We start from the raw sequence: 17612 nt of genomic DNA on the forward strand, positions 1-17612 counted from the left end.
TCAATGACCCTCCGGCTGTGCGTTGGCCTGGCCATACGCAGCATTGGTTAATGGGGTTTTGCTGACTTCCCACCAGGTGTCCAGGCCTTCGTCGAATTTGGCCTCCCTGGCGGGCTGGCCGAAGCGGTTCAGGTACACCGTCGGGGTGCCGACCGAGTAGTAGTGAGGGATCATGTAGTAGTTCCACAGCAATACGCGGTCGAGGGCGCGGGTGTAATGCACCATCTCTTCGCGGCTGTTGGCCTGGACTACCCCGTCAATCAGCTTGTCGACGGCCGGGTTGCGCAGCACCATGTTGTTGGAAGCACCCGCCTGGGTGGCGCTGCGTGAGCCAAACATGTCGTACAACTCACGGCCGGGCGAGACGATCGGCTGGCCGCTGCGGGGGAACTGGCCGACCATCATGTCGTAGTCACGGGCATTGGTGCGGTTGATGTACTGCGCCGAGTCGACTTTGCGAATGTCCATGGTGATACCGATCTGCGCCAGGGTGCGTTTCCAGGGCAAAACCATGCGATCGAAGCCGCTGGGGCTGTCGAGAAAGGTGAAGCGCAGCGGTTCACCCTTGGCGTTGACCAGCAGGTTGTCTTTGGGTGTCCAGCCGGCTTCCTTGAGCAGCGCCAGGGCTTGCAGCTGTTTGTCGCGGATATAACCGCTGCCATCGGTTTTCGGCGCCTGGTAAACCTGGGTGAACACTTCATCGGGGATCTGCCCGCGCAAGGGTTCGAGAATCTCCAGTTCACGGGCGTCGGGCAGTGCCGTGGCGGACATTTCGCTTTTCGGGAAGTAGCTCTGCGCGCGGACATAGAAGTTGCGCATCATCTGCTTGTTGGTCCATTCAAAATCCCACAGCAGGCTCAGCGCCTCGCGTACCCGGCGATCCTGAAAAAACGGGTTTTGCAGGTTGAAGGTAAACCCCTGAGCGGCACTGGGTTTTTCCTTGGCGAACACGCCTTTTTGCAGGCGCCCGTCGCTGAGCACCGGGCTGGCGTAGCCGATGCTGAAACCGGTGGCGGAGAACTCTCGGTTGTAATCGAATGCCCCGGCCTTGAGCATCTCGCGGGCCACGTCGATGTCACTGTAAAACATCACTTTCAAGCTATCGAAGTTGTACAGGCCCTTGCTGACGGGCAAGTCTTTGGCCCACCAGTTTTTGTTGCGCGCAAAGGTGACACTGCGCCCCGGGTCAACCCCGGAGACCGAATACGGACCGCTGCCCAGCGGTGGCTCGTAGCCGCCACCGGCGGTAAAGTCGCGGGTCTTCCACCAGTGTTCCGGGAGGATATGCAGACTGGCCAGATCCAGCGCCAGGGTGCGGTTCTGGTTGTTCTTGAAGTCGAAACGAATCTGCAGCGGGCCTTCGATGACCCTGTCCTTGACCTCGCCGTAGAGCATGCGATAGCTCAGGCTGCCTTTGGTCATCAGCGTGTCGTAGGTAAAGGCCACGTCTTGGGCGGTGATCGGCGTGTCGTCAGCGAAACGGGCCTTGGGGTTCAGGTAGAAACGCACCCACAGGCCGTCGGGGTCGCGCTCGATCTTCTGCGCGACAAGCCCGTAAACCGTATAGGGCTCGTCCAGCGAGCGGAAGGCCAGGGGGGCATTCACCCATTGATCGACCTGGGCGACACCGGTGCCCTGGTCGATATAGGGCGACAGGTAGGTGAACTGACCGATTTCCATCGATGTTCGACTGAGCGAACCGCCCTTGGGCGCGTTCGGGTTTACAAAATCGAAGTGCTGGAAGTCGGCCGGGTATTTGGGCGCTTCGCCATACACCGTCAGGGCATGGCCGGGCGCGGCGTTGACGCTCAGGCACACGCAGGACAGCACGGGCACCAGCAGCGAACGGAGCAGGAGCAGGGGCAGGAAAAATGCAGACATCATTGGGCTTCCTTGTACCGCGTGTTGAACCATCGACTGCCTGGAAAAATCCCCGCCGCATTGCGCGTTAAAATGCGGCGGGGTCGCGATTTCGCAGTTAACCCGCTACCAGCCGGAGTGAGCCGGCAGCGGTGGTTGCTCAGAAGTGATAGGTGGCACGGGCGAAGAACGTACGGCCCATCGGATCGGCATAACGCGGATCGAAGCCATTCTGGAAGTTGTAGGCCTGGTTGGAGAACGGCGGGTTACGGTCGAACATGTTCTTGATCCCCGCATCCAGGTCCACGGTCTTATTGAAAGTGTAGCCACCGGAGATATCCCACAAGGTATAAGACGCTACACGGGAGTGGGTGTCCGGATCGGCGTCGTCATAGCCGCTGGTGAAGCGGTTGACCAGCGAGGCCCGGTAGGCGCCCAGGTTCCAGGTGCCGCTCAACACGTGTTTCCAGCGCGCGACCATGCCGTCATCCTTGAACGCGCCCACTTTGTCGGTGTAGCTGCCGCCAATGGTGGTCTGGTAGTCATAGCGCGACACATAGGTGCCTTGCAGGCCAAGGCCGAACTGGCCGTAGGGAGTGTTGGGGAACTTGTAGTCCAGCGACACGTCAACACCGCTGGTCTTGACAGCACCCAGGTTGGCGAGGCCGGTCTGTACATAGTTGAGCGAACCGTCGGCATTGCGCACATAGCGGTCGGCATAGGCGTTCGGATCGTCAAAGACGGTGGATTCCGGGAACTCGGCAATCTGGTTGGCGATGTGGATCCACCAGAAATCCAGGCCCATCGACAGATTGCGCACCGGTTGGTAGACAAAACCGACGGTCACGTTGCGGGCTTTTTCAGGGGACAGTTCAGTGTTGCCGCCGGTGCGGTTATGGAACTGCTGGCCGCAATCGCGCCCGGCGTTGCCCCCCGGTTGCACTACGCCACCGGTGCACAGGCGCGGATCGTTGTAGTAGCCCTGGGTGTAAGTGGTGTACTGCGGGTTGTACAGCTCGTACAGCGACGGTGCGCGGAAGCCCTCACTGTAGGCACCGCGAACCACCAGCTCCTTGACCGGCTGGTAGCGGAACGAGTATTTCGGGTTGGTGGTGCTGCCAAAGTCGCTGTACTTGTCGTGACGCACGGCGGCTGACAGTTCGAGGCTGTCGAGTACGGGCACGTTCAGCTCGGTGTACACCGCCTTGACGTTACGGTCACCCGAGACACTGGCGTCGGGGTCGGCCCCGAGGCTGGAAATATCCGCGACAAAACCATCGAAGGTCTGGTGGAACTTCTCCTGACGATATTCACCGCCGATCGCCAGGCCCGACGGGCCTGCGCCGAACCAGTCGCCAATCTCACGGCTCATGCGCCCGTCGATACCGGTGACCCGGCCCACCGAGGACATGTACTGGCCATGGTATTGGTGATCGTCGATATAGGCCTGCCCGGCAGGTGTTTGCGGGCCAAACGGGTTGATGATGCCATCAGCAATGCCGTTGAGCATGGCCGCGTCGCTGGCGTAACCGCCAGTCACACTGGAGTTCACCTGATTCTGGTTGTACGAGGCACCGACATTGTAATCCCAGCCCTTGGCCACACCATCGAAGCTCAATACCAGGCGCTGGCTGGTATTCTGGTCTTTGCTCTGGCGGCCACCGGCAGCGGTTTCACGCCAGTTCAGGCCGATCGGTTGCGAGGGGTCGAAGGACGGATCGCTGGTGCCCGGGGTTATGCCGTTGCCCGGGTAGTAAGGCGAACTCGGGTCCATGCTGGCGCCAATCAGTGGTGCGGGGGCAACACCCACGGCATTGTTGTTACGGGCCCAGAAATACTCCAGGTTGACGTTGTCGTCATCGGTGATCTTGCCGGTCGCCTTGCCGAAAAAGGAGGTCTTCTCGGTTTCAGGCAGCAGGTCGATATAGTTGCGCGTGTCATAGCGGCATAGCCCCTGGCGCAGGACCAGGTTTGCCCCGTTGCAACCATTGGCCGCCAGCGGGTTGGTATTGATATTGCCCTGGCTCCAGTTGGCGGGGTTGGACGTGCCGGAAGTCTGATCCAGACCGCGGCCCGGTTCGTAGTTACTGGCGAACGTGCGGTCCTTGGCATGCAGGGCGTTTTGCTTGTTATAGCCGGCAACGGCCATGACGTTGAAACGGTCTTTTTCCAGATCGCCGTAGCCCCAGCTACCGCTGATATCGTGGCTGTCGCCACCACCACTGGCATCTGCACCTTCGCCGCCCAGTGACAGGGTGCCGTCGGTCATGGATTTTTTGGTGATGAAGTTGATCACGCCGCCAATCGCGTCAGTGCCGTACAAGGCCGATGCGCCGTCGCGCAATACCTCGACGCGGTCAATGGCGGCAAACGGGATGGTGTTCAGGTCTACCGCGGAACCGTCAATGGCGTTATTGCCCAAACGGCGGCCGTTGAGCAGCACCAGGGTCTTGTTGGCACCGATACCGCGCATGTCGGCAAAGGTCGACCCCCCGGTACCGGAACCCACGGAGCTGGCCGAGTTGCGAAGTGACTGGTTGCCCGTCACGCGCTGCATGATCTCGGCCGTGGTGGTCACACCTTCGTTGCGCAACTGCTCGGCGCGCAGGATGGTGATCGGCACGGCGGTTTCGGCATCCACCCGGCGAATCGCCGAACCGGTCACTTCGACCCGGTCCAGTTGCGTGGTGGCCGGCGCTGCGGCGCTGTCGGTGCTGACCGTGGCCGCACTGACGGCAGCGGACGAATCATCCGTGGTGCTCACTTCGGCGGCCTGCAACTGGCCCGCGCTCATCCCCAGAGCGACCAGATACAACGGCACAAAACGGTGTCGCTGCAAGCTTGCAACGAGCGGCTTGAGGGTAAAACCTGAACTCTTCATCTGCATGGTTATTTCCGGCTTATTCAGACGTTTATTGGAATGGCCTTGTGAGCCCTCATGACTCCAGTTGGGTTGTGTCGACCCGGGCAAAACACTTTTTTCAAGCAAGCCGCTCCCCTGCAGGGGCCAAAAGCCCCTGCGCGGCGTGGGTGGTGCGTGGTTACATCAGGATCAAAAGCCCCTCACCCTGGCCTTCTCCCTATGGGAGAGGGTTGGGGTGAGGGCTTCATCTGGCGGTCATCACCGATATCTTGGTAATGCCCGAGCGTTCAATGGAGGCCATGGCCTTGGCCACCTGGCCGTAGTTGACACCTTCGTCCGCCTGCAACTGCACGCGCACTTCCGGGTCCTGGGCCTTCACGTCCTGCAGGCTTTTTTCCAGCAGTTCGGGGGCCACTTCGTTCTTGGCCAGGTAGAACTTGCCGTCCTGGTCAACGCTGACCACCACCGGGTCCTTTTTTTGCGCCGAGGCCACGGCGTCGGTCTTGGGCAGGTTGATCTTGATCGCGTTGGTCATCATCGGCGTGGTCACGATAAACACCACCAGCAGTACCAGCATCACGTCGACCAGCGGGGTGACGTTCATTTCGCTGAGTACTTCGTCACTGTCCTGGGTTGAGAAAGACATCAGCTTGCCTCCCGCACTGGGGTGCGCTTGTTGGAAATGGCCTGACGGTCGATGGCAAAGGCGCTGCGCTGGGCGAGGGCGTCGAAGTCATGGGCAAAGTCGTCCATGTTGGCCGAGGCCAGCTTGAGGCGACGCAGGAAGAAGTTGTAAATCAGCACTGCCGGTACCGCGACCGCGATCCCCACGCCGGTGGCGATCAGGGCATGACCGATGGGCCCGGCCACGGTCTCCAGGCTGGCGGAGCCGGTTGCGCCGATGGTTTGCAGCGCTTCCATGATTCCCCACACGGTGCCGAACAGACCGATAAAGGGCGCGGTGCTGCCGATACTGGCAAGTATCGCCTGACCGCTTTCCAGGGCGCGGCGCTCTTTTTGAATCTGCTGGCGCAGGTTGCGCTCCAGACGATCGGAGCGGTTGATGGTGTGGGCCAGTTGTTGGGTGGTGCGCGGGCTGTCATCGACAATCATGGCTTCAAAACCACTGTTGGCGATGCGGGCCAGGGCACCGGGGTACTGGCTGGCGTGTTCGGCCGCCGTCAGCAGGTCAGGGGCTGCCCAGAAGGCTTTGCTGAATTGCGAGTTTTGCGCTTTCTGGCGCAGGTATTGCGATGACTTGATGAGCAGCAAGGCCCAGCTCACCACCGAAAACAGCACCAGTGCCCAGAGCACCCCGGGGACAATCATGGAAGACATAGACTCGTTCATGGTTACACCTCACACGGCGGCTAAATAAAAGTTAGTGTCGGCACCCGGCTGGGTTATTCCGGCAATTTGAAAGAGATGGTCTGGGTGGCAAATCCTTCGATGGGGGTATCCCCTCGTTTGGCCGGGACAAACTTCCAGTTGCGTACGGCTTCTACAGCCGCGTCATCGAGTGCCTGTTTACCGCTGGATTTGGTGACCTCCACCGTCCCGGCGCGCCCGTTGGGCAGTACCTTGATTCGCAGCACCACAGTGCCTTCCCAACTGCGTCGCAAGGCCAGGGATGGGTACTCGGGCGGCGGGTTGCCAAGGCTGGCGAGCCCCGATACCGCCGCGGTTTCCTTGACCGGACCCGGTGCTGCGGCAGGCGCCGCGGGTGCTGCTGGCGCAGTCGGTGCCGCCGGAGCAGCTGGCGCCGGTGGGGCGGGCTTGACCGGCTGCGGTTTTTGCACCGGCTTGGGCTTGACCACCGGTTTGGGTTTTTCTATGGGCTTGGGTTTTTCCACCGGTTTTGGCGGCTCCTTCACCGCATCTTCGTCCTCGGGTGGAGCTTCGGGTTCTGGCGGCGGCGGTGGCGGTGGCGGCTCTTCCACGGGTGGCGCCGGTGGTGCCGGGCTGGTCAGTTCGACGGTCATTTCCGGAATTTCGGGCGGCGTGACCACGGGCTCGGCCTTGGCCTGCTGCATGACCCACCAGGCGCCTGCGTGCAGCAGGGCAACCAGGCCCACCAGCAACAACGCCCGCGATGTAACCAGGCCTGCGGGTGTCGAGGTGTTGGCTACATGGGGAATATGGGTCCACTGCTGTACTCGTTCGGCGTCGAGCAGCGGGGCAGACCGCGTTTTATTCTTTACCTCGTCACTCATAAAAGTCCCTCGACTAAATGAAGGGCAATAAGGCTCCGTTCGCCCTTGCACGCAGGGACGAGAACTGTTTGTTTAACGGTTGTGTAATAAGTGCAGGAAAACACTTATTACGGTGTGTCAAAAGCGGGAGGGCAAGAATGTCATGTGTATTCCTTGTGTTGAATCAAGAGGTACAGTGTCTGGAGGTTTGTAAAGTTCCGTTAAGTTAGGTAAAGCAACAGCTATGCCAACAGCGCAGGAAATGTAGGGTGATGGCGGTTTATTTAATAAGGGTGTGACAGGTTTCATCCAGAGTAATAGTGCAAGGGATAATGACGGGGCATGAACTAAGGCGTCGCACAAAGTAAGGGGCTTAGTTGAATGAATGATACGGCGCTATTGTCTGACAATCAGGCAATCGCAGGCGGGTGTAATAAAAGAGTGCACCAACGTGAACAGTGACTGCCAACTAACAGTGCAGTTGTCGGGTCCTATGGCTGGCAGGCTGGGAAGCGTGTGCCATCAGGGAGCGCACCCCCTCGATGTTACCGATGGCAAATAAAAAAGCACCGGCCAGCCGAATGTCGGTGGGCAGGTGCTTATAGGCAACTATCATCAAGTAATAACGTAAAACGTACCAGGCAGTTAGTGTTGCGGAAAAGCAACTGAATAATATGGGGGGAGGGGCTGTTACGCTTTTTCCGTGACTGGCAAGTCATCTTTCATTTCATCGTGTTCACTCAACAATCCATCGGACTGATGTTGCCAAAGTCGGTAGTACAGGCCTTTACGTTCCAGTAGTTGGTGGTGAGTGCCATCTTCGGCAATCTGCCCTTTGTCCAATACAACAATGCGATCGAGATGGGCGATAGTTGAAAGGCGATGAGCTACTACCAGTACGGTTTTGTCCGACATGATGTCGTCGAGGCTGTTCTGAATCAGACTTTCGGTTTCTGAATCAAGACTGGCGGTGGCTTCGTCCAGTATCAGGATGGGCGCGTTCTTTAACAGTGCCCGGGCAATAGCGATACGCTGGCGCTGACCACCGGACAACTTGACCCCGCGCTCACCGACCAGGGCGTCATACCCTTCGGGCATTTGCAGAATGAACTCATGGGCATGGGCGCGCTTGGCGGCCAGGATAATTTGCGCGTCACCGGCATGCACATCGCCATAGCCGATATTCTCGCGCAAGGATCGATGAAACAGTCCGGGCTCCTGGGGGATCAAGCCGATATGGGTGTGCAGCGACTGCTGGGTCATGGCCTGTATATCGATGCCGTCCACTTCAATTTTGCCACCCTGGGGATCGTACGAACGCAACAGCAAACTTAGCAACGTTGATTTGCCCGAGCCGGACAAACCGACAATACCCACCCGTTGCCCGGCCCGAATATCCAGGTTGAAGTGCTTGAAGATCGGCCTGTCGGGGCTATAGCCGAAGTTGACATCGCGAAAGCGGATGGCGCCTTTCTCGATATTGACGGGTTGGGCGCTGTGCTGATCGGGCATTTCATGGGGTTGCAGCAGGGTATCGATACTGCTCTCGATATTGCCGATGCACTCGAAAAAATGCATGAACTGCATGCTCAAAAAGCTGCATTGCGCCACGATCATCAGGCCCAGGGTGGCCACCATGACAAACTGGCCCACATCGATCTTGCCCAGATGCCACAAGTACAGCGCCAGGGCCACCAGCCCCACCCGCAACACAATGGCCAGGCTGTCCTGCAGCATGCGGACCTTTTCCTGATAGAAGAAGGAGCGTTGTCCGGCCTGTTTTTCCTCGATCTGGTAGCGGTTCAGGTAGTTGAGTTCGTAATCCTGACGGGCGAACAGACGGATGCTGTTGAGGTTGCCCACCGCATCGACAATCTTGCCGGTGGTCAGGCTGCGCGCGCTGGCATGCCTGGCGGCGAGTTTTTGTGCCTTGAGCGACAACCGATACGCCAGCCAGGTGTACGCCGCTACCCAGACCAGCAGGCCCAGGCCCAGCCAGGGCGAAGCCAGGGTCAGCATGACCAGGCTGGTGACCAGCACCGCGACAATCGGCAGCATTTCCACGATCAGCAGCCAGGTGATTTCCAGCAGGCCGATGGTGCCTTCATTGATCCGGTGGGCCAGGCTACCGGCAAAGTGTTCACCGAAATAACGGGCCGAGTGACGCTGCAGATAGGCAAACATGTCGCGCACGATACGAATTTTCTGCAGGGGCCTGACCATGATCATGCACAGCGTGGCACCCCTGGCACAGAGCAATTGCACCACTGCCAGGGCGAACAGCAGGCCCAGGGCGGGCAGGCTGGTCTGCAACAGGTCGCCTTGTTGCCAGGCGCCTTCACTGACCGCGCCGGTGATGCGGCCAATGGCGTAGGGCATCAACGTGGCAGCCATCGCCGCGCCGACTTGCAGCAGCGTAATACCCCAATACCAGCGCGGATACAGGCGGATGTAATGCCATACCAGGGCCCACGGCCGATTGGGAGGAACGGTTATAGCGTCAAATTCGGACATGACATACCTGTCTTGTAAACAATGCCAAAAGAGCCGCTTCTGCCGCACTTGCTTAAAGGGCGGCCAAGCAGGGGGTACGCAGAAAAACAGGAGGTGGCTATCCGTCGCCCGTACGCACAAGGCGGGGCTTCAGAGGCTGGGCAGACTAAGTGTCAGTGCCTGGACAGGCGTTCTGGCCGCGCAGGCGCAAGGCACAAAAATAGGGGGAATGCAGGGAGAGGGTTGGCGTGCACACATCAGACATCGTTGTTATTCCTTATGACAGCGGGTCATTGACGCGACTTTTGGTCGGTCTTTGCACTGAATATGGACGGCTATACCGCCCTTGTTCGCAACTGGTGCGGTTACACCCTCTGGAAGCTGTGATTCCAGAGAAAAAACTGCGAACGGCAAATAACAAGAAAAAAGTGTGCCAAGTTGTGTCTATCGAGCCAGAGGATTGTTTTTTTGCGGGAGCACCGTGGTGCCCCCCAATCGCGGGCAAGCCCGCTCCCACAGGATGTGCATCGTCCATGTGGGAGCGGGCTTGCTCGCGATTAAAGGCAACGCGGTCAGCCGGGATTGATCAGGCTCTGGCGACAATGCAGGGTCAGCCGGGCGCCGCCGCTCTCGCGGTTGTTCACCTCCAGGCTGAAGCCGTGCAGGTTGACGATGGCGGCGACGATGGACAGGCCAAGGCCAAAGCCGCTGTGCTTGTCATCAACCCGGTAAAAGCGCTGGAACACCGCCACCCGTTCGGCCTCGGGGATGCCGGGGCCGGTATCGAGCACTTCGATGAGCGGGCTGCCATTGTCGTCGGTCGCCCGCAGGATCACCTCACCGCCGGGCGGGGTGAACTTGATCGAATTGCTCAGCAGGTTGGACAGGGCTTCGAACAACAAGGCCCGATCGCCCGTGAGGCCGGGCAAGGCCGCTGGCGTTTCGAGCGTCAACGTCACCTGACCCTCTTCAGCCAGCGGCAGGTAAAAATCGTACAGCTCCTGCAACAGAGGCAACGGGTCGAGTTGCAGGAAACCGGAACGACGCTGATGATCTTCCAGTTCCGAGATGCGCAACAAACCGCGAAAGCGTGCCATCAGGGTGTCGGTTTCGCCGATCACTTCGTCCAGCTGCAACGCCTCGGCCGAGCCCTCGACGGCTTGCTGGCGCATCCGGTACAGCTGGGCGCGCAAGCGGGTGAGCGGGGTGCGCAAATCGTGGGCAATGTTGTCGCACACACCCTTGACCTCGTGCATCAGCAGTTCGATGCGATCGAGCATGGCGTTGACGATGGCGGCCAGCATGTCCAGTTCGTCACGGCGGTTGGACAGCGGCAGACGGTAGGTCAGGTCGCCGGCGACAATTGCTTCGGCACTGGCCTGAATCGACCGGATGCGCTGCAGCGGGCGGCGGCGCAACAAATGCCAGCCGGCAATACCGGGGATGATGGTCAGCGACACACCCCAGAACAGCGCATGCAGAATAATCCGCGTTACGGCAAACAATGAGCCGTTATCGCGCACCAGCACCAGCCAGCGCCCGTCATTGGTGTGCGTGGCTACGGCATCGCAGCTGTCTTGCGGTAGATTGGGGTCGTCGGAGTCAATGCAGGTGCTCAAGGCATGGATCTGCCCGTCCAGAGGCAACCCGGCAGGGATGGTCTGGATCGGGCCGCTCAACGGCCTGTGTTGCGCATCGAACAGGCCATAGGCATCCACTGTACGCAAATCGAACGTCATGCTGGTGGCCAGCGCTTCGTCGAGTTGCTCACCCTCAAAGCGGGCAAACAGGTGTTGGCGCTGCATCAGGGAGTGTCTGGCCAGGTTGCCCAGGTAGTCCGAGACTTCGTAGTACAGCACTCCCATCAGGATGCAGCTCCAGGCCACAAACAGAAAACTGTACAGCGCCAGCAGCCGGCTGCTGGAAGAACGCCAGCCCTTAGAGGGGTTCGGCAATGACATAACCCGAGCCTCGAACAGTGCGAATCAGAGGCACCTGGCCCGGCGGATCGATTTTTTTACGCAGACGACCGATGTGCACATCGATCAGGTTGGTGCCCGGGTCGAAGTGATAGCCCCAGACTTCCTCGAAAATCATCATGCGCGAGAGGATCTGCCCAGTGTTGCGCATCAGGAATTCCAGCAACTTGTACTCGGTGGGCAGCAGGCTCAGCTGTTGTTCGCTGCGGCTGGCTTCGCGGGTAATCAGGTTGAGCTCCAGGTCGGAGACGCGCAGCGAGGTTTCGTATTTGTCGGCCGGGCTTTTGCGCCGCAGCAGTACTTCCACGCGGGCCGCCATCTCATCGCTGGCAAAGGGTTTGGTCAGGTAGTCATCGCCCCCGGCCCGCAGGCCGCGCACGCGCTCATCGACATCGGAGAGGGCGCTGATCATCAGGATCGGTGTGCTCACGCCAATGGTGCGCAAGGTGGTGACAATCGCCAGGCCGTCCAGTTCGGGAAGCATGCGGTCGAGGGTGATCAGGTCGTAGTCGCCACTGACTGCGCGCACCAGACCTTCCCGGCCATTGGCGACCCAATCGACCTCCAGGCCGTGGCTGGTCAGTTCCGCCACGATTTCTTTCGCCGTTACGGCATCGTCTTCAATGGTCAAAATACGGGTCATACCGCCACCTGATGGTCTTTTTTATCGGTGAGCACATTTTGCCTCGAAAAAGCTGAAACGTTTCTTAATATTTCTTCATGTTCAGCCAGCTGTTAGAAAAGTCAGATCTAAGGCCATTGCCTGGGGCTTTGGAGGGGGGCGGATTGGCTTCAATATTAAGTTACATATGCGGTATAACCCCACGTCGTTATTTTCCGGGACTCACTTTCCATGCAAACCCCTTCACAACGGCCGCTATGGCAGATCTACCTGATCTTCCTGGCGCCGATGGTCCTGTCCAATTTCCTGCAGAGCTTTTCCGGCACCCTCAACGGGATTTACGTTGGCCAGTTGCTGGGCACCCAGGCCTTGGCTGCGGTGTCGGGGATGTTTCCCATCGTGTTTTTCTTTATCGCCCTGGTCATCGGTCTGGGCGCCGGTGCCTCGGTGCTGATCGGACAGGCCTGGGGGGCGCGGGAAACCGCACTGGTCAAGCAGATCACCGGGGCAACCCTGACCCTTGGCGCGGTGATCGGCCTGGTTGCCGCGGTGCTGGGCAGCCTGCTGGCGCGCCCGGCCCTGCTGGCGTTGGGCACCCCGGTTGACGTGCTGGAAGAGGCCGTCGGCTATGCCCGGGTGATGATGCTGATCATGCCGTTGCTGCTGGTCTTTATCCTCTTTACCCAGATTTTGCGTGGGGTCAGCGATACGGTTTCGCCGTTGCTGGCGCTGATGGTCTCCACGGTGGTGGGGTTGCTGCTGACCCCAGCGCTGATCCTGGGCTGGGGCGGTTTGCCAACTTTGGGTATTCAAAGTGCGGCCTATGCAGGGCTGGTGGGTAACGTACTGGCCATGCTGTTTTTGGTCCTGCGCTTGCGTCATAAAAAACATGTGATGGCGCCTGACCGTGAACTGTGGGCCGCGCTGCGCCTGAACCGCGAGATCCTGGGCAAGGTGCTGCGCATCGGCTTGCCAACCGGGGTGCAGATGGTGGTGCTGTCGCTGTCCGAACTGGTGATTCTGGCGCTGGTCAACAGTCACGGTTCCCAGGCTACGGCGGCCTATGGCGCAGTGACCCAGATCGTCAATTATGTGCAGTTTCCGGCGCTGTCGATTGCCATTACCGCCTCGATCCTCGGGGCCCAGGCCATTGGTGCCGGGCGCATCGAGCGTATCGGGCCGATCCTGCGCACTGGTTTGCTGATCAATCTGTGCCTGACCGGTGCCCTGGTGGTGCTCGGTTATGTGCTATCGCACTGGTTGCTGGGCCTGTTCATCACCGATGTCGAGGCGCGGGTACGGGCTGAGCACTTGCTGCATATCATGCTGTGGAGCGTGCTGGTGTTTGGCTTCCAGGCAGTGATCGGCGGGATCATGCGGGCCAGTGGCGTGGTGCTGGTGCCGATGGCGATCACGATTTTTTGCGTGCTGTGCATCGAGCTGCCAGCGGCTTATATGCTGGATGCGCACTTTGGCCTGCAAGGCGTATGGATGGCATTCCCGGTGACCTATGTGGCCATGCTGGTGCTACAGACGGCTTATTACCGACTCGTGTGGCGGCATAAGCAGATACAACGGCTGGTTTGAGTTGTGGCCAAGCCGGATACCGGGTCTATATCCGGCGCTACCGGCATCCATGCCGGTTCGGCGAGCCTGCCCGCAAAGCGCTTTCAGCCCATAACGTGACACCGCACCCGCTGGTGCTCGCCGCCGCGCATCACCTGTGGTTGCTTGCAGCCTTCACGACTGGCGCTGCAACGCTCGAGAAAGAAACAGCCTTCGGGCAGTTTGCGGTTGCCCGGCAGTTCGGTGGGCGCCGCTACCTGCTCGGCCAGCAAGGGCACACCCAGGCGCGGTACCGCTTCAAACAACAGGCGCGTATAGGGATGGCGCGGTTGATCGAGCACCTGGGCGGCGTTGCCCAGTTCGACGATTTGCCCCAGATACATCACCGCCACGCGGTCGGCCATATGGCGTACCACCGATACGTTATGGGAAATCAGTATGTAGGTGAGGTTGCGCGCCTGCTGCAGTTCGGCCAGCAGGTTGAGGATTTGCGCCTGCACCGAGATATCCAGTGCAGATGTTGGCTCATCGAGAACGATAATGTCCGGGTCTGATGACAGTGCCCGGGCAATTGCGATGCGCTGACGTTGCCCGCCGGAAAACTGGTGGGCGAAACGGTCCAGATATTCCGGACGAATGCCCACTTGAGCCGCCACTTTGGCGGCAATGCTGCGCATTTGTTCGCGCGAGCGCATGCCGCGGGCGTACAGCGGTTCGGTGATGATGCGCCAGATCGGCAGGCGCGGGTTGAGCGACGATTGCGGGTCCTGGAACACGATCTGCACGTTGCTGCTGCCTTCGCCCTTGCTGCCGTTGGCCCAGCTCAGTTCGCCGCTGCTGGGTTTGAGCAGGCCCATGAGCAATTGTGCCAGGGTGCTTTTACCGCAACCCGACTCGCCGACGATGCCCAGGGTTTCACCGGCCCGTACCTGCAGGTCGATGCCATTGAGTGCGTGGGCATAGCCCCGGGGACGTCCCAGCCAGTCGTTGCTGACAGGGAAGCGCACGCGCACATCGGCAAGTTTCAGAATCTCGGGGCCGCTCTGCTTGACGGGGTAGATCAGTGCGCTGTTCATTGCGAAAGCTCCTGTTGCGGCAACCAGCACGCGGTTTTGCGTTGTTCGTCACGGTTGATGGCGGTCAGCACCGGGCGTTCACCGCACACCGGCATGGCATGCACGCAGCGTTCGGCGAACGTGCAGCCGGTGGGCAGGCGTGCCAGGTTGGGTACTTGCCCGGGGATGGTCAGCAGCGGTTGCCCCGGCTCGACCATCTCCGGCAGGCCGCTGAGCAGGCCACGGGTGTAAGGGTGTTGCGGGTGGCTCATGACATCGGCGGTGAGCCCCTGTTCCACCACCGCGCCGGTGTACATCACGTAGACCCGGTCGCAGAACTGTGACACCAGCGCCATGTCATGGGTAATCAGGAGAATGGCGGTGCCTTTTTGTCGAGCCTTTTCGCGCAGCAACAGCAGCACCTGGCGTTGCACGGTCACATCCAGCGCAGTGGTGGGTTCGTCGGCGATCAGCAGTTGTGGCTCACAAGAGAAAGCCAGGGCAATCATCACCCGCTGGCGCATGCCCCCCGACAGCTCGAAGGGGTAGCTTTCCAGCACCTGCTCGGGGCTGGCGATATGCATGTCGCGCAGCAGGGCGACAGCCTTGGCATGGGCCGCGGCAGCACTGATTTTCTGGTGGTGGATGATGACATCGAGCATTTGTCGGCCGATGCGGCGGGTCGGGTTCAGGGCGGTCATGGGCTCCTGGAAGATCATCGCCGCATCGCGGCCACGAATTTTCAGCAGGTCCTTTTCAGGGGCGCTGAGCATGTCGCGGTTGAGCATGCTCAGGCTGCCGGAGGTGATGCGATAGCTGCGTTCGGGCAGCAGGCGCATGCTCAGCATGGCGGTCACCGATTTGCCCGAGCCGGACTCGCCGACCACACCGACAATCTCGCCGGGGTTGACGTGCAGCGACACGCCGTTCAACGCCTTGACGCTGCTCTTGTAGGCCGGGAACTCAAGGCTCAGGTTGTCGATGGCCAGTACCGGTTGCGAGTGAGTCATGGTCATTTCCCCTGTTGCCGCGGGTCGAGCAGATCGCGCACGCCATCGCCCAGCAAGTTGAAACCGGTGGCGGTGATCAGGATCGCCAGCCCCGGAAAGGTCGAGTACCACCAGTTGTCGAGGATGTAATTGCGCCCCGTGGCGACCATCGCGCCCCATTCCGCCGTGGGCTGTTGCGCGCCCAGGCCGATAAAGCCCAGGGCCGAAGCCATGAGAATGGCGCTGCCGATGTCCAGGCTCAGTTGCACCAGCAAGGGTGGCATGGCGTTGCGCGCCACATGCCAGTGGACCATGTGCCAGCGTTGGGCACCGAAGGTTTCGGCGGCTTTCACGTAGCCCATCTGGCGAATGCCAAGGGCCTGGCCGCGGGCCAGGCGCACATAGGACGGAATCCGCACCAGGGTGATGGCCAGCATGGCGTTGAACAGGCTGGCGCCCAGTGCGGCGGCAAGGGCCATGATCAACACCAGCGACGGCACCGACAGCATGATGTCCATCAGGCGCATGGTAAGGGCATCGAAGCGTCCGCCTATTACACCGGAAAAACAGCCCAGCAGGCCGCCGATAAAGCATGAGGCAAAGGCCACGAACAGACCGACACCCACCGATTGCTGGCTGCCGTACAGTACCCGGCTGAACAGGTCGCGGCCCACTTCATCAGTGCCGAACCAGTGCTCGGCGGAAGGCGGCGCCAGGCGCTCGGCAAGGTTCAGGGCATTGGGGTCATGGCTGGCCAGCCAGGGGGCGAAAATCATGCACATCACCACCATGAGGGTGATCAGCAGGCCTGCCATGGTCAGCGGGCTGCGGCGGATCTGCCAGGTCAGGTAAGTGAGCTTTTCACGCCATTGCGGGCGCGGTATTGCGGTCAAAGGCACGGACATTTCAATTCACCTCGCCGATGCGCGGGTCGATCACGCGGTACAGCAGATCGATGGCCATGTTCAGCAGTACATAGATAAACGACACCAGAATGGCGAAGCCCATCACCGCCGGGAAATCCAGGGACTGGATCGACTTGACCACATAGGCACCCATGCCCGGCCAGGCGAATACGGTTTCGGTCAGGACTGCACCGTAGAGCAGGTCGCCGAGGGTCAGCCCGAGCACCGTGACAGAAGGGATCAGTGCGTTGGGCAAGGCGTGGCGCAGGATCACGGTCCATTTCGACAAGCCATAGGCGCGGGCGGTGCGGATATAGTCCTCGCCCAGCTGGTCGAGCATGGCAGAACGAATTTGCCTCGAGATAACCCCAAGGGTCACAAAGCCCAAGGTGGCTGCGGGCAGGATCAGGTGCTTGAGTGCATCGACAAACAGGCTGAAGTTACCCGCCAGTAATGCGTCAATCAGGTAGAAGCCGGTAATTGTCGACGGTGGCGTCAGACCTTCGGACAAACGCCCGCCGCCAGGCAGCCAGCCGAGGTGGCCGTAAAACAGCACGATGGCGCCCAGGCCCAGCCAGAACGCCGGGGTCGAGATGCCGGTCACGGCCAGTGTGCGGGCGATCTGGTCAATGGCACGATTGTGATAGACCGCCGACAGCACACCCAGCGGCACGCCGACCAGGATGGCCAGAAACAGCGCCACCAGTGCCAGTTCCAGGGTGGCCGGGAAGAACGCCTGCAAGTCTTCCAGCACCGGACGATTGGTGCGGATCGAGGTGCCCAGGTCGCCCTGCACCAGGTCGAGCACGTAACGGCCGTATTGCTGGTACAGCGGCAAATCCAGGCCCAGTTGATGACGGATGCCGGCCACCAGCGCATCGCTGGCCCGGTCACCGGCGATCAGCCGGGCAGGGTCGCCGGGAATCAGGTGGGAAATGGTAAAGGTAATCAGCGAGACACCGAACACGACCAGTAACAGGCCAAGCAGGCGCTTGCGCAACAACGTCAGGAAGGCCATAGGGCACCTCAGTCACTCTAACGACAGAAATCCACAACCGTGCGCGCCATTGCCGGCGCGCACGCAGCAG

At 60.3% G+C, this 17612-nt stretch carries 13 protein-coding genes; 1 reads left to right on the forward strand and 12 read right to left on the reverse strand.

Features of this window, described 5'->3' with window-relative positions:
* The 8 genes from EQV96_RS21715 to EQV96_RS21750 form a co-directional block, all read right to left on the reverse strand.
* Entirely contained in the window at window positions 1-1884 is a 1884-nt protein-coding gene (locus EQV96_RS21715) for an extracellular solute-binding protein (protein ID WP_240882387.1), read from the reverse strand.
* Between the two features lie 136 nt (window positions 1885-2020).
* Entirely contained in the window at window positions 2021-4849 is a 2829-nt protein-coding gene (locus EQV96_RS21720; RefSeq protein ID WP_169916577.1) for a TonB-dependent receptor, read from the reverse strand.
* A gap of 118 nt (window positions 4850-4967) precedes the next feature.
* Window positions 4968-5369, reverse strand: a complete 402-nt coding sequence (locus tag EQV96_RS21725; protein WP_016780647.1) for a biopolymer transporter ExbD — start codon at window positions 5367-5369, stop codon at window positions 4968-4970.
* Window positions 5369-6073, reverse strand: a complete 705-nt coding sequence (locus tag EQV96_RS21730) for a MotA/TolQ/ExbB proton channel family protein (protein WP_095002841.1) — start codon at window positions 6071-6073, stop codon at window positions 5369-5371. Before EQV96_RS21730 ends, EQV96_RS21725 begins: the two co-directional genes overlap by 1 nt.
* 53 nt (window positions 6074-6126) lie before the next feature.
* A complete protein-coding gene (locus EQV96_RS21735; RefSeq protein ID WP_095020717.1) occupies window positions 6127-6936 on the reverse strand; it encodes an energy transducer TonB in 810 nt (269 codons plus the stop codon).
* 669 nt (window positions 6937-7605) lie between these two features.
* Complete coding sequence (locus EQV96_RS21740) at window positions 7606-9429, reverse strand: ABC transporter ATP-binding protein (RefSeq protein WP_240882388.1); 1824 nt, start codon at window positions 9427-9429, stop codon at window positions 7606-7608.
* Between the two features lie 551 nt (window positions 9430-9980).
* Window positions 9981-11369, reverse strand: coding sequence for a HAMP domain-containing sensor histidine kinase (locus EQV96_RS21745; protein ID WP_095002838.1), 1389 nt, complete (start codon window positions 11367-11369; stop codon window positions 9981-9983).
* Complete coding sequence (locus tag EQV96_RS21750; protein ID WP_016780653.1) at window positions 11347-12030, reverse strand: response regulator transcription factor; 684 nt, start codon at window positions 12028-12030, stop codon at window positions 11347-11349. Before EQV96_RS21750 ends, EQV96_RS21745 begins: the two co-directional genes overlap by 23 nt.
* Before the next feature lie 210 nt (window positions 12031-12240).
* On the opposite strand from EQV96_RS21750, the gene EQV96_RS21755 reads away from it, so the two are divergent.
* Window positions 12241-13596: an MATE family efflux transporter gene (locus tag EQV96_RS21755; RefSeq protein WP_095023736.1), complete on the forward strand. Its 1356-nt coding sequence runs from the start codon at window positions 12241-12243 to the stop codon at window positions 13594-13596.
* 83 nt (window positions 13597-13679) lie between these two features.
* Here EQV96_RS21755 and EQV96_RS21760 read toward each other — a convergent pair whose 3' ends face one another.
* Genes EQV96_RS21760 through EQV96_RS21775 form a run of 4 tightly spaced genes read right to left on the reverse strand, consistent with a single transcriptional unit; the run spans window position 13680 to window position 17542 of the window.
* Window positions 13680-14651, reverse strand: coding sequence for an ABC transporter ATP-binding protein (locus EQV96_RS21760; RefSeq protein ID WP_095002836.1), 972 nt, complete (start codon window positions 14649-14651; stop codon window positions 13680-13682).
* On the reverse strand, window positions 14648-15640 hold the full coding sequence (locus EQV96_RS21765; RefSeq protein ID WP_095002835.1) for an ABC transporter ATP-binding protein: 993 nt from the start codon (window positions 15638-15640) through the stop codon (window positions 14648-14650). The genes EQV96_RS21760 and EQV96_RS21765 overlap by 4 nt, the downstream gene beginning before the upstream one ends.
* A gap of 2 nt (window positions 15641-15642) precedes the next feature.
* A complete protein-coding gene (gene ddpC, locus EQV96_RS21770; RefSeq protein WP_095026689.1) occupies window positions 15643-16524 on the reverse strand; it encodes a D,D-dipeptide ABC transporter permease in 882 nt (293 codons plus the stop codon).
* A 1-nt stretch (window position 16525) separates the two neighbouring features.
* Window positions 16526-17542, reverse strand: coding sequence for an ABC transporter permease (locus tag EQV96_RS21775; protein WP_095002833.1), 1017 nt, complete (start codon window positions 17540-17542; stop codon window positions 16526-16528).
* Window positions 17543-17612: the final 70 nt, after the last annotated feature.

The organism is Pseudomonas sp. TMW22080 (genome assembly GCF_022496745.1).
In the GTDB taxonomy this organism is placed as follows: domain Bacteria; phylum Pseudomonadota; class Gammaproteobacteria; order Pseudomonadales; family Pseudomonadaceae; genus Aquipseudomonas; species Aquipseudomonas bubulae.